This window comes from Pseudomonas sp. BN607, assembly GCF_029871175.1.
GTDB lineage: Bacteria > Pseudomonadota > Gammaproteobacteria > Pseudomonadales > Pseudomonadaceae > Aquipseudomonas.
The window spans coordinates 58,727-72,079 of the sequence record NZ_SSOE01000067.1; the positions used below are offsets into that span (position 1 = coordinate 58,727).

12 protein-coding genes are annotated in these 13,353 nt (G+C 63.7%); 5 read left to right on the forward strand and 7 right to left on the reverse strand.

The window, feature by feature from the left end; genetic code table 11:
• Positions 1-124: 124 nt before the first annotated feature.
• On the forward strand, positions 125-2,896 hold the full coding sequence (locus tag E8E68_RS25165; RefSeq protein ID WP_266029291.1) for a hybrid sensor histidine kinase/response regulator: 2,772 nt from the start codon (positions 125-127) through the stop codon (positions 2,894-2,896).
• Positions 2,897-2,968: 72 nt separating this feature from the next.
• Positions 2,969-3,565, forward strand: a complete 597-nt coding sequence (locus E8E68_RS25170) for a MarC family protein (RefSeq protein ID WP_266029293.1) — start codon at positions 2,969-2,971, stop codon at positions 3,563-3,565.
• Positions 3,566-3,582: 17 nt separating this feature from the next.
• Here E8E68_RS25170 and E8E68_RS25175 read toward each other — a convergent pair whose 3' ends face one another.
• From E8E68_RS25175 to cobG, 7 genes are all read right to left on the reverse strand, one after another.
• A complete protein-coding gene (locus tag E8E68_RS25175; RefSeq protein WP_266029294.1) occupies positions 3,583-4,239 on the reverse strand; it encodes a hypothetical protein in 657 nt (218 codons plus the stop codon).
• Positions 4,232-4,921 carry a hypothetical protein gene (locus E8E68_RS25180; protein WP_280345925.1) on the reverse strand — a complete coding sequence of 230 codons (690 nt, stop codon included), beginning with the start codon at positions 4,919-4,921 and terminating at the stop codon, positions 4,232-4,234. Before E8E68_RS25180 ends, E8E68_RS25175 begins: the two co-directional genes overlap by 8 nt.
• Before the next feature lie 51 nt (positions 4,922-4,972).
• Positions 4,973-5,656, reverse strand: coding sequence for a hypothetical protein (locus E8E68_RS25185; RefSeq protein ID WP_266029296.1), 684 nt, complete (start codon positions 5,654-5,656; stop codon positions 4,973-4,975).
• A gap of 119 nt (positions 5,657-5,775) precedes the next feature.
• The gene (cobJ, locus tag E8E68_RS25190) at positions 5,776-7,473 is read right to left on the reverse strand and encodes a precorrin-3B C(17)-methyltransferase (RefSeq protein WP_280345928.1); all 1,698 of its coding nucleotides are present in this window, start codon (positions 7,471-7,473) and stop codon (positions 5,776-5,778) included.
• Positions 7,461-8,192, reverse strand: a complete 732-nt coding sequence (locus E8E68_RS25195; protein ID WP_280345930.1) for a precorrin-2 C(20)-methyltransferase — start codon at positions 8,190-8,192, stop codon at positions 7,461-7,463. The genes cobJ and E8E68_RS25195 overlap by 13 nt, the downstream gene beginning before the upstream one ends.
• Positions 8,192-8,818 carry a precorrin-8X methylmutase gene (locus E8E68_RS25200; RefSeq protein WP_280345933.1) on the reverse strand — a complete coding sequence of 209 codons (627 nt, stop codon included), beginning with the start codon at positions 8,816-8,818 and terminating at the stop codon, positions 8,192-8,194. Before E8E68_RS25200 ends, E8E68_RS25195 begins: the two co-directional genes overlap by 1 nt.
• Complete coding sequence (gene cobG, locus E8E68_RS25205; RefSeq protein ID WP_280345936.1) at positions 8,811-10,142, reverse strand: precorrin-3B synthase; 1,332 nt, start codon at positions 10,140-10,142, stop codon at positions 8,811-8,813. Before cobG ends, E8E68_RS25200 begins: the two co-directional genes overlap by 8 nt.
• Before the next feature lie 146 nt (positions 10,143-10,288).
• On the opposite strand from cobG, the gene cbiE reads away from it, so the two are divergent.
• Genes cbiE through E8E68_RS25220 form a run of 3 tightly spaced genes read left to right on the forward strand, consistent with a single transcriptional unit; the run spans position 10,289 to position 13,306 of the window.
• Entirely contained in the window at positions 10,289-11,500 is a 1,212-nt protein-coding gene (gene cbiE, locus E8E68_RS25210; RefSeq protein ID WP_266029300.1) for a precorrin-6y C5,15-methyltransferase (decarboxylating) subunit CbiE, read from the forward strand.
• Entirely contained in the window at positions 11,493-12,587 is a 1,095-nt protein-coding gene (locus E8E68_RS25215; RefSeq protein WP_266029301.1) for a cobalt-precorrin-5B (C(1))-methyltransferase, read from the forward strand. Before cbiE ends, E8E68_RS25215 begins: the two co-directional genes overlap by 8 nt.
• Positions 12,584-13,306 (forward strand): cobalt-precorrin-6A reductase, encoded by a 723-nt coding sequence (locus E8E68_RS25220; protein ID WP_266029302.1) that lies wholly within the window; start codon positions 12,584-12,586, stop codon positions 13,304-13,306. The genes E8E68_RS25215 and E8E68_RS25220 overlap by 4 nt, the downstream gene beginning before the upstream one ends.
• The last annotated feature ends 47 nt before the right edge of the window (positions 13,307-13,353 follow it).

A 13,353-nucleotide genomic window follows, 5' to 3' on the forward strand; every position in this document is an offset into this window, starting at 1 on the left:
GCGCCGTGGCGCCTTGCGCACACGGCATCCGGCTGGTCGACAGGGCCCGGTTTGGGCCTTGCCTTCGACTTGGCGCGCCGCGCATAGTTAGTACCCGGCACATCGGCTAAGAAGGGATTTCGTAGTGCGTCGGCTTCGGATTGCCTCAGCTCTGATCGTCAGCTTGCTGACCCTGCTCTGCATGTTCCCGGCTATGGCCGAACAGGACGGAGGCTGGACCGTTCTGCTCGACGAACAGGCCAACCTGCAACTGAGCGACGTACGCTCCGAGCGCTACCGCAACCAGTTCAGCCCACTGGTGTTAGCCGAGCTGGATGCAGCGCCTGCGGAACAGGCCTTGTGGCTGCACTACCGCCTGCCCCCTGGCGATCAGGAGCAATTGCTGCGGGTGTTTGCCCCCGACCTTTCTGGCCTGGACCTCTACGCCCTCGAAGGCGACCATCTTCTGCGTCAGCTGCACCACGGCCGCCAGGCCGGCAATGCCAGCCCGACCCTGCGTGGCAGCGATCATGTACTGTCACTTCCCAACAGCAAGCAACCGCTGGACATCTATCTGCGCCTGGTCTCAGAGCACCAACTACGCCCGGCCATCAGCCTGGAGCCAGCGGCCGAGGCCGCCTCCGACCAAGGCCAGCCGCTGCTGTTCGGCATGCTGTTCGGTGGTTTGGTGATGCTGATCATGCACAACCTGATCCGCTTCCTTTACAGCCGCTCCAGTACCACCTTGATCCTGGCGCTGTACCACGGCCTGATGCTGCTCAGCGGCCTGATCCTGCTGAACCTCAGTGGCCCCTGGTGGCATGTATGGCACAGCGCGCAAACGCCCGCTGCCTACCTGACACTGGTGCTGGCCGGTCTGGCCGGGCTGTATTTCACCCAGCATTTCTTCTCGCCGTGCAACTCGCCACGGCTGAGCCGCCTGCTGCAAGGGGAAATGCTGATTGTCGGGGTCAGCGGCCTGGTGCTGCTGTTCGTCGATACCCTACCCCTTAACCTCATGACCTACGCCCTGATGGCACTGGGCAGCGTGAGCATGCTGCTGGTCAGCAGCTATCACTGGTACAAAGGCTATGCACCCGCGCGCCTGTTCAGCCTGGCCATGGTGGTGTTCAACCTGGGCGGGCTTGTGCTGCTCCCGGCATTGCTGGGTCTGACCCGCACTGCGACGCCGTGGCTGCTGTGTATTCTGCTGGGCCTGACCGTGGTCAGTGGCCTGCTGCTCAACCTGGCCGTCAGCGAGCGCCTGCGGCGCATGAGCGAAGAGCGTTTCAGCGCCAGCCGTGCACTGGCCGCCAGCGATGCCGAAATCAACGCCAAGGCCGAGTTTCTGGCCAAGATCAGCCACGAAATCCGTACCCCGATGAACGGTGTGCTGGGCATGACCGAGCTGTTGCTGGGCACCCCGCTGTCGGTCAAGCAACGCGACTACGTGCAGACCATTCATAGCGCCGGCAACGAGCTACTCACGCTGATCAACGAAATTCTCGACATTTCCAAGCTGGAATCCCGGCAGATCGAGCTGGACGACGTGCAGTTCGACCTCAATGCGCTGATCGAGGACTGCCTGAACATCTTCCGCGCCAAGGCCGAGCAGCAAAACATCGAACTGATCAGCTTCACCCAGCCGCAAGTACCGCGGGTGATCAGCGGCGACCCGACGCGCCTGCGCCAAGCCTTGTCGAGCCTGCTGGAAAACGCGCTGAAAAACACCGATCAGGGGGAGATCCTGCTGGTGGTGGCGCTGGACCAACGCGGCGAGGTGCCGCGCCTGCGCATTGCCGTGCAGGACAGCGGCGAGCCGCTGCCTGCCGCCGACCGCGAAGCGCTGCTGCAGGCCGAACTGCACAGCCACCACTTCCTCTCCAGCAACAAGCTGGGCGGCCACCTTGGGCTGGTCATCGCCAAGCAGCTGATCGGCCTGATGCAGGGTGAGTTCGGCATCAAGAGCAGCACCGGGATGGGCAATACCCTGTGGCTGACCTTGCCGCTGGACCCGTCGCGCCTCGAGCAGCCCCCGGCCGACCTGGACGGCCCGCTGCGCGATGCCCGCGTGCTGGTGGTGGACGACAACGACACCTGCCGCAAGGTGCTGGTCCAGCAGTGCAGCGCCTGGGGCATGAATGTCAGCGCAGTGCCGTCAGGCAAGGAAGCCTTGGCCCTGCTGCGCACCAAGGCGCACCTGCGCGACTACTTCGATGCCGTGCTGCTGGACCAGAACATGCCCGGCATGACAGGCATGCAACTGGCCGCCAAGATCAAGGAAGACCCCAGCCTGAACCATGACATCCTGGTAGTGATGCTCACCGGTATAAGCAACGCGCCCAGCAAGGTCATCGCGCGTAACGCAGGGGTCAAGCGGATACTCGCCAAGCCGGTAGCCGGCTATACGCTGAAAACCACCCTGGCCGAAGAACTTGCCCAGCGCGGCCGTGAGCAGGCGGTCCCTGCGAGCCCGCCCGGCATCCCCCAGGCACTGGACCTGCCCGGTGACTTCCGCGTGCTGGTCGCCGAAGACAACAGCATCTCGACCAAGGTGATTCGCGGCATGCTCGGCAAGCTCAACCTTGAGCCCGACACCGCCAGCAATGGCGAAGAAGCCTTGCAGGCGATGCAGGCACGCCGTTACGACCTGGTGTTGATGGACTGCGAAATGCCTGTTCTGGATGGCTTCTCGGCCACTCAGCAATTACGTGCCTGGGAGGCGGCCAATCAGCGCCAGCGTACCCCCGTGGTGGCGCTGACTGCGCATATTCTTGCCGAACACAAGGAGCGCGCGCGCCTGGCCGGCATGGACGGGCACATGGCCAAACCGGTGGAACTGTCGCAGTTGCGGGAGCTGATCCAGTACTGGGCCAATCACCGCGAAGCCACGGCAGACCCGGTGCATACTTCCTGATCTGCCGGCACAGGATGGCAACAGCATCTGCTGATAAACTCTGCCCAGCCATCACTGCCTGGACTACCCCCCATGCTCCATGAGTTGTTCAGCGTCTACCTGAAAATGCTCGTGCTCTACAGCCCGTTCTTCGTGCTGTCGTGCTTCATCAGCCTGACTCGTGGCCACTCCAGCAAGGAGCGCAAGCAACTGGCCTGGAAAGTGGCCTTCGCAGCGCTCATCGCCAGCGTGCTGCTGTACCTGTTCGGGCGGGCGATATTCGGCATTTTCGGCATTACCGCCGATGCGTTTCGTATCGGCGCAGGCAGCGTGCTGTTCATTTCCGCACTCGGCATGGCCCAAGGCAAACCCGCCGTCCAGGCCGATAACGTGCAACAGGACGTCACCATCGTGCCACTGACCATCCCGCTCACTGTCGGGCCTGGCACCATCGGTGCCTTGCTGGTGATGGGGGTAAGCCAACCACACTGGGACGACAAATTGCTGGCCATTGTCAGCATCGCCCTGGCCAGCTTTACCGTGGGCCTGGTGTTGTATCTCTCCCACGGTATCGAGCGGCTGCTCGGTGACCAGGGCTTGCAGATTGTCAGCCGGCTGATGGGGCTGTTCGTCTGCGCCCTGGCCGCGCAGATCATCTTCACCGGGATCCGCGGCTACCTGTTGCCCTGACTCACGGGCCGGGTGCTTTACAGTTGCAGGTCGTGTATGGCCTTGCCGTTTTGCTTGTCGACGCTGGCCTGTGCCCGCTTGCGGTAGTCCTCACGGAAGCCCTGCAAGTTGAAGTGGACCACTTCGACACGGATTTCCTCGAGCTTCACTTCCTTGGACGACTGGAGGAACAGAAAATCTTTCACGGTTTTCTTCATCGACATTTGCATATGAACCATCACCATGTCGATAAAGCCGCTGGACTGCTGAGCGCATGGAATCAACTGAAAACGCGCGATACCTTTGGAAGCAGCCGTGCTTTCGAAGGCGCTCAATGCCCGGGTGTCCTTGCGTAACGCCTGTAGAGAGGATTCCGCAGTCTGGTAGTGATTGGCTGAGCCTTTCTCACGAACCTTCGCAAGGGCCTGCTCCGCAATACTGGCCTTGTTAGGCCCCGGCCGAACCGACGTAGGCGCGAGTTTGCCGTCGAACCCCAGAAACGCAAAGTTCCGCCAGTAGTTCCTGAACCAGTCCGCCTCGAGGCCTTCGTTGAAATCCCCCCATGCTACCTGCTGGGCAAATGCGTTGGCCAACAGGATGTCCTGACGGGCTTCCCGACTCACGCCTGGCAAAAACGATATCAGGCTGCTGTGGACGAGTTTGCCACTGGCAACTTTTTGATTGAATTCACTCATGTTCTACTCCCAAAGCAACGACAGGTTTGATCTGGCTGCGGTATTGCAGTTGCTTGACTTTGATAGAGTCATGCAGACCCGCACTTATCGAATGAATCACCTTTTCATCGGTTTGATAGTGGGCATCGAACTGCTGGGTAGATTGGTCGCTTGCAAGTGTTAGCGGCTGCCTCAGCCAATTTCCAGTCAACGCCCCTGCAGTACTGAATCCCAGTTCGGTACTGATGATGCTTGAGTCGGCCAATATCAAGCGCAACTCAATACGTACATGGCTCATGCCTTTATCATCTGGCGGCCGAATGCACTCCTCTGCCAACAACTGCTCGATGGCGCCGTCTGACTGGGTTGGGTATGCGTCAAGGCATTGGGCTAGTGGCTCACGCAGGGTGCTGGGCACGCCTGTCAGGAGGTTGGCCCGCAATATCTGCCAAGGCTCGCAGGCCGTTGCGTTTTTCTCGGCAACAGGGCGGGACTGCATGTTGACGATCGTGCAACCGAAATTGCTCTGCACTCGCAGATAATTTCTATGCCATTCATCATCCTGAATAGCGTGTCCCTTGTTAGCGGTCAGGTAGGCTGCCAGCTGGATATTCAGTAATGTCTCTGACCGTGAAACACTGACGGTATCATCAATGAATACCAGGCTATTGCCGTTTAACCACAGTGTGTAGTTGGCTTGCATCTGCATGCCCTCCAGGCCTGCCGAAAACATATCGGCAGGCCAGCTTTCTAATTAAATATCCAGGGCCAGCAGAACTTCCAAGGCACTGGCGTCAAGTTTGCCTTCAACCGCGCTGCGCAGCTTTTCGTACTGGCGAGCATCGAACTCCAACACCGCACCACAGGCAAAGTTGGTGGTACCACTGCTGTCCCATTTGGCCAGCAGATAGTTAGCAGTTTTGTCGGGTTTGGCGTCGGTCTGAATCGCACTGACAGCCATGGCCATATTGCCCTCGCTCGAGTATTCGCATCGGTTGAGGCTCACCTCGGTTCGGTCATTTTCCGAAGTGGTGCGGCCAAGCAATTCAACGTTGTTGGCACTGGCGGCCAATGCGCTGACAACCGTTTTCCCAAGGCCCTCCAGCGCAGTTGCCAAATCGCCTGTGAAAGCGCCATAGGCCGTCTGCAGGCCCTTGCCCAGCAGGTTGCTGATTTCGAGGCGCTGATTGCTCTCTGTGACCTTCAATACGTCGACGTTGGTCGGCGACCAGCCCATCTTGGACATAACGAAAATGTAGTGGGCGAACCAGACCCGAGGATCGCTGATGGCGTTGTACAGTTTATTGGCACTTTGTGTTGCCAGGGCATGGCAAGCCTTTGCAGCATCGAGGTTTTCTTGGCTCATCCCCTCGGGGAAGACAAACAGGTTCTTGTCCGGCAGCACCTCAAGTTTCATCTTCTGGTGGTCAGTAGTCATAAGAAAGGTCTCCAAGTAGGGTTACGGTTGAAGCCTGATGGCTCCAGCCGCAAACCTACCTGTGACCTTTGCAGGAAACTGCCACGAAGCAGTTCCTCACCCGCCTACTCTGCCGCCGCTTATGGCTTTGCACCGTACCAGCGTGGGGTATAGACCCAGACCCCGCCAGCCAAGCGATCGAACGTGCAGGTGGTGGAAGACCCAACCAGCACCATGGTGCGCATGTCGACCATTTCTGGCAGCAATTCGGCCAATGTGACTACCTTCAGCGTCTGCCCCGGCCTACCGATGTCACGGCCAAGGACTACAGGCGTGTTCTCGTCACGATGACGGCGGACCACTTCGAGCGCCACACCGAGCTGATGCGGCCTGGATTTGGAAATCGGGTTGTAGAACGCCAATACCAGGTCGGCCTGCGCGGCCAGGTCCAAACGCTTTTCAATGATCGACCAAGGCTTGAGGTTGTCCGACAGCGACATCACGCAGAAGTCATGCCCCAGTGGCGCGCCTGCCTGGGCAGCGGTTGCCAGCGAAGCCGATACGCCCGGCAAGATCTCGAGGTCGACGCGATGCCAGGCGGGGTCGCTGGATTCGTGCAACGCCTCCAGCACCGCCGCCGCCATGGCGAACACGCCTGGGTCACCTGACGACACCACCACCACCGAGCGGCCTTGCGCTGCCAGCTCGAAAGCATGCCGGGCACGCTGCATCTCTTCACGGTTGTCGGTGCAGTGCATGACTTGGTCGTCACGGAACGGGCCGGCCATCCGCACATAGGTTTCGTAACCGAGCACATCCTCGGCCCGCGCCAGCTCGGCCTTGACCGCCGGCACCATCAGGTCGGCAGCGCCGGGGCCCAGGCCGATGACGGCCAGGCGACCACGACGGCGACCAACCTCTGCCACCTCGACCGGGGCAGGCGCCAACGCAATGACCGCGTCTGCCTGTTCGACCAACTGGGCATCTGGCAAAGCCGCCGCCACCATGCTGGCCACATCGGCTGGCTTGGCAGCGAAGCGCAGGGCAACACCCAAGGCCTGGGCCGCTTCGTGCAAGGCGACGTCGGCCATGGCTTGCTCGTCAGCCAATATACACGCCACCGACGGTTCGGCGATGCCGGCCTGCTGCAACGCTGCACGAATGCTGTGCAGATTGCCGCCCGCAACCCCCACAACCACCGAGCGCGGGTGGATGAGCAGCTCGTCGCGGCTGGCCGGGCGCGCCTGATAGCCCACATGGATCGTGCGCCGGGCCGCTTCGCTGGCGGGCAACTGCGCTTGCTGCAGCCAAGGCGCGTCACCTTCGATACGCACCGACTCGCCCGCCAGCAGGTCGGAGACAAAGCGCTTGCCTTGCTCGATATCCGCCAAGGCATAGCCTTGCGGCGGGTTCAACAGGCAGGTGCCAAAGCGCAGCTCGCCACTGGTGGTGATAGCGGCGGCAACGCCCAATGCTTCGGCAATTTCACGCGCCATCACGTTCACCCCGCCCAGGCCACCGAGCAATGGCACCACTGCGCTGCCGTCCTCGGCCACGGCCAATACCGGCGGCTCGCTGCCCTTCTCGCTGAGCAGGCTGGCAAGGCTGCGGATGATGATACCGGCGGCGCACAGGGCGATGATGGGCGTGTCTTGCTGGTACAGCCCACGCAAGGTATCGCCGAACGCACTGTAATAGCAGTCGACACCCTCGACACGGCCTTCCAGGCCATGGATCGACGCCTGTGGATAACACTGCTGGATGCGCTGCGCGGTGGCCAGGCTGCCGGGGCCAAGAACGACGATTGCCGGCGCCTTGTGCATGTTCAGCCCTGCCATTTTTCCCCCGGCACGATGATCAGCGAGAAGTACGGCGACGACTGCGGGTCGACCTGGTCCAGCGGTACGATCTTCTGGTTGGCCATGGTGGCCCGTTCCACGTACAGCGCACGCCCGTCCAGCCCCAGTTCGGCCAGCACCTCGCGCACCTTGGGGAAGTTGCGGCCGAGTTTCATGATCACCGCCGCGTCGGCATCGGCCAGGCGGCGCTTGAGCTCTGCGGCCGGCAATACGCCCGACAGCACCGACAGGCTCTGGTTGCGGTACACCAGCGGTGCACCCAACACCGAGGCGCCACCCAGCATCGAGCAGACACCAGGGATCACTTCGGCCTCGTAACGCTGCGCCAGCCGGTCGTGCAGGTACATGTAGGAGCCGTAGAAGAACGGGTCGCCTTCGCAGATCACCGCCACATCACGACCGGCATCCAGGTGCTCAGCCACCTGCACGCTGGCTTCGTCGTAGAAGTCGCTGATCACCTGCTCATAGGACAGAGGCGCCGGCAGGGCCTCGGTGGTCACCGGGTAGACCAGCGGCAGCAAGGTCTGCTCGGGCTGCAGGTGCGCCTCGATGATGCCGAAGGCATTGCCACGCTTGCCCTTGGCCACGAAGTAGCCGACCACCGGTGCCTCGCGCAGCAAGCGCAGGGCCTTGAGGGTAATCAGTTCAGGGTCGCCCGGGCCCACGCCAAGGCCCAGCAGTCGTCCACGCGGCGCCATCACTCCACCTCCGTGGCCAAGGCGTTGACCGCAGCGGCGGCCATCGCGCTGCCGCCCAGGCGGCCTTGCATGATCACGAACGGCACACCACGGCTGTCGGCGGCGAGCATGGCCTTGGACTCGGCCGCGCCGACGAAACCGACCGGGAAGCCCAGGATCAGCGCCGGCTTGGGAGCACCGGCATCGAGCATTTCCAGCAGGTAGAACAACGCGGTCGGAGCGTTGCCGATCACCACCACGCTGCCTTCCAGGTACGGGCGCCACAGCTCCAGAGCGACGGCGGAACGGGTGTTGCCGGCGTCCTTGGCCAGGCCGGGCACGCTCGGGTCACGCAGGGTGCAGATGACCTTGTTGTCTGCTGGCAGGCGGGCACGGGTGATGCCTTCGGCAACCATGTGCGCATCGCACAGGATCGGCGCGCCATTGAGCAATGCCTCGCGCCCGGCCCGGCCGGCGCCGTCGGAGAACTGCAAACCCTCGATAGCGTCGACCATGCCACAGGCGTGGATCACCCGTACGGCAAGCTTTTCGAGGTCTGCGGGGATCCGCTCGAGTCGGGCTTCCTCACGGATGATCCGGAAGGAATTGCGATAGATCTCCTGACCATCGCGGATGTAGTCAATCATTAAGGTGCTCCGTCGGCAGGTCGAGCATGGCGCCTGCTTCATTCAAGGTAAGGTCGGTGCCGCGCAGGGCACCAAAGCCCGGCTGGCGCGCGTCACGCAGGTACAGGTCATAACGGCCCGGCGAGCGGGCCAGCAGGGTGGCCGGGGCCACATGGGCCACGGCACAGGAACGGGGGCAGCCGGTGAGGTGCACGCTGGCAGGGGCACCGGGGCCCAGCAGCGCGGCCAGGGTGACTGCGTCGGCCTTGGTCTCGCCCAGCGCCTTGGCGCAACCGCTGCTGCCGGTGCAGGCGCTGATGCGCGCCAACGGCTCATGGGCATGACACAGCAGGCCGATTGCGGACAATCCGGCCCGGGCCTGGTCGATGTGTTGCGCTTGCAGGTTGGTCAGCACCAGGCTTTGCCAAGGGCTCAGACGCAGGCTGCCATCGCCCAGTTCACGGGCCACCTGTGCCGCACCGCGCAGCATGGCCGGGGTCAGCCGGCCTTGCGGTGGGGCTACCCCAAGGGCCAGGCCATGAGCCTGGGGCAGCTTGCCCAGCCAGGAAACGTGGTGCGGTTGTCGGCGCCAGGCGAGCACAGCAGGATCGCGGCGGATATCCAGGCCCAGGCCAGCGACGAAATCAGTTGCCGAGCAGACTTCAAGCAACTGACGCATGCGCGACTGTGCCGGTGTTGCCAGTTCGAGGAAGCGTTCCAGCACCGCGCTCACCAGCGCCAGCCCCTGTTCCAGGGGCACGGCGCCAAGCACCAGGCCGTCTGACGGACAACCCGCCAGGCCGAATGCCAGCCAGGGCTGTTGCTCCAGCCGCAGGGCCGACAGCCACAGGTCGTGGGGGTGTTCGAGCATGGCCAAGCCTTCGCCGGCATCCAGTTGCACGGCGAACTTGGCTGACAGCTGATGAAACCGCGGGGTGCCCTCCAACAGCTCGAGGATCTGCCCGGCCAGCGGCCTGGCGTCCAGCAGCATTACCGGATCATGCCCTGCCAGCGGGCTGAGCATCAGGTTGCGCACATCGTCGCCGGCCGCCTCGCGTGGGCCCAGGCCCGCAGCGAGCAGGGTGTCGACCAAGGCACGGTGCTCGCTGCCGATGCCGCGAATCTGCAGGTTGCCACGGTTGGTGGCTTCGATCACGCCGCCGGCGAAGCGCTCGGCTGCCGCGGCCACCGCATCGGCCTGGTCGGCCAGCAACAGGCCGCCCGGCAGCTTGATACGGCAGATACCGCCGTCACGGGCACTGACGATGCGCCACAACCCCGGGCAGGCCGAGGGACGAGGGATGACAGTGGGGGCTTCGGCCTGGGTCAATGGGGTGTCCGGCAATCTGTGAAAGTGCGCTTGAGTGTAGAAGGCGCGGTATTATGCCTGCTTTGTCCGGCGGCATGAAAAGCCGGTGGTCGAGCATCGTTCGGATTTGAGCCGATTTTTTTGGGGGCGCTGCGCGCCCCCAAAATCTTGAAGAGGTACACATGACACCCTGGCTGACAGTAGTAGGCATCGGCGAAGACGGCTTCAGCGGCCTGGGCAAACAGGCCCGGCGCGCCCTGCTGGGCGCTGTGCGGGTCTTCGGCAGCCCGCGCCAGCTGGCCTTGCTGCCACGGTGCGTAACCGCTGAACAGCTGGCCTGGCCAAGCCCATTCTCGCTGGCCCCGGTGCTGGCCCTGCGTGGCGAACCGGTGTGCGTCCTGGCCAGCGGCGACCCGATGTTCCATGGCGTCGGTGCCAGCCTGGCGCGGCAGGTGCCTGTCGCCGAAATGCGCGTGCTGTCGATGCCCTCCTCCTGCGCCTTGGCCGCTGCCCGCCTGGGCTGGCCGCTGCAGGACCTGCACGTGGTATCGCTGGTCACCCGACCGCTGGCGATACTCAATGCCCATTTGCACAGCGGCCTGCGTTTGCTGGTGCTGAGCAACGACGGTGATAGCCCGGCAGCCATTGCCACGCTGCTGCGTGAACGTGGCTTCGGGCCAAGCCGCCTGAGCGTGTTCGAGCACCTGGGTGGCGAAGCCGAACGCAAGCTGTGCGGCACCGCCCAGGACTGGCAGCATGCCGACATCGCCGCACTCAACCTGGTCGCCATCGAATGCCTGGCCGCGCCCGACGCCCCGCGCCAGCATCGCTTGGCCGGGCTGCCAGACAACGCCTTCCGCCATGACGGCCAGCTGACCAAACGCGATGTCCGCGCCATGACCCTGGCGCGCCTGGCGCCGCAGCCCGGTGAACTGTTGTGGGACGTGGGCGCAGGCTGCGGCTCGATCGGCATCGAATGGATGCGCGCCCACCCGGCCTGCCGCGCCCTGGCCATCGAGGCCGACGAAGGCCGCCAGGGTTTCATCGAGCACAACCGCGATGCACTCGGTGTACCGGGGCTGCAACTGATCCGCGGCAAGGCGCCAGCAGCGTTGCAAGGCCTGGAACCACCGCATGCCATCTTCATCGGCGGCGGGGTCACCCGTGAAGGTGTGCTCGACCACTGCTGGGCAACGCTTCGCCCTGGCGGCCGCCTGGTGGCCAACGCTGTAACCCTGCAAAGCGAACTGGCCCTGGCGCACTTTCGCGAGCAGCATGGTGGCGAGCTGACCCGCATCCATGTCGCCCATGCCCAGCCGTTGGGCGCGTTCGACACCTGGCGTCAGGCCCTGCCAATCACCCTGCTGGAAGTGGTGAAGCCTAACGATGCGTGAAGAAACCCGCGAACAGCCCGCGCCGCTGCGCAGCGGCTTGACGACCGGCAGCTGCGCCACTGCCACCAGCCTGGCAGCAGCCAAGTTGCTGCTCACCGGGCAGCGTGACGACGCGGTGGCTATCACCCTGCCCAAAGGCAAGGTGGTGCAGATGCGCCTGGAGTTTTGCCGCCTGCTAGGTGAGCGCGCCGAAGCCGGCACCCTCAAGGATGCCGGCGACGACCCCGACGTTACCCATGGTGCCCTGGTCTACAGCCAGGTGCGCCTGCTGAGCGAGCCGGGCATCCGCTTTGTCGCTGGCAGCGGCGTGGGCACCGTGACCCGCCCGGGCCTGGTGCTGGCGGTAGGTGAGCCTGCCATCAACCCGGTACCACGGCGCATGATCAGCGAGCACTTGCAGCGCCTGGCCGATGAGTGCGGCCATCCCGGCGGCTTCGAGGTCACGGTCAGTGTCCAGGGTGGCGAACAGTTGGCGCTGAAGACCATGAACCCGCGCCTGGGTATCCTCGGCGGGCTGTCGATCCTCGGCACCAGCGGTATCGTGCGGCCGTTTTCCTGCGCTGCTTACATCGCTTCGATCCACCAGGGCATCGACGTGGCCCACACCAACGGCTACACGCACATCGCCGCATGCACCGGCAATGCCAGCGAGGACACCATGCGCCGGGTCTACGGCCTGCCGGAAATCGCCCTGATCGAAATGGGCGACTTTGTCGGCGCGGTGCTCAAGCACCTGCGCAAGGTGCCTGTACCCCGCCTGACGCTGTGTGGCGGTTTCGGCAAAATCAGCAAGCTGGCTGCCGGGCACATGGACCTGCATAGCCGCCACTCCAGCATCGACCTGCCACAACTGGCCGGCTGGGCCGGGGACATCGGTGCTGACGCAGCGCTGCAGGCCGCCATCATTGGTGCCAACACCAGCCAGCAGGCGCTCGCGTTGGCCCATGCGGCCGGCATTGCCCTGGGTGATGCGGTATGTACTCATGCCTTGGCCTTCGCCCGCAGCGTGGTGCCGACGCAAGTACAGGTGGAAGTGTTCGCCATCGACCGCCAGGGCGGCATCGTCGGCAAGGCGGGCGTGCAATGACTGCCCGTATCCTGCTGCTGGGCGGCATCACCGAAGCCCTGGCCATCGCCCGCCGGCTCGGCCCACAGCATGTCTATAGCCTGGCCGGTGTCGGTCGCGTGCCGCAGGACCTGCAATGCCAGGTACGGGTCGGGGGCTTTGGCGGCGCGGAGGGCTTGGCCAGCTATCTGCGCGAGTCGGGCACTACTCTGCTGATCGATGCCACCCATCCCTATGCCGCGCAAATCAGCCGCAATGCCGCCAGCGCCGCGCACAGTGCCGGCATCCCATGCTGGGCCTTGCGCCGCCCGGCCTGGCAGGCGCAACCGGGGGACGATTGGCGCGAAGTGGAGGATTGGGCGGGGCTGGTCGCAGCACTCAAGCCGTTCCGCCGGCCGCTGTTCACCCTGGGGCGTGAGCCGCTGCAGCATCTGGATGAGATTCCGCCGGAGCAGTTCTGGACCTTGCGGGCCCTGGATGCCTGCCCTGGCAACGAGCGCTGCGAAGTGATCGGTGCGCGGGGGCCTTTTCATATCGCGGATGAACGGGCGCTGTTCCAGCGGCGCAGGATCGATGTGCTGATCAGCAAGAACAGCGGCAGCGTGGCGACCGAGCCCAAGCTGGAGGTGGCCAGGGAGTTGGGGGTGCCAGTGCTGGTCCTCAAGCGCCCGGCTTTGCCAGAGGTGGACCGGGCATTCAACTCGCAGCATGAATTGGCTGTAGCACTCGACCTGCGGTAGCAAATATCGCCAGCACGTTGCCTAACCTACAGCCCTTTCGGACTTTT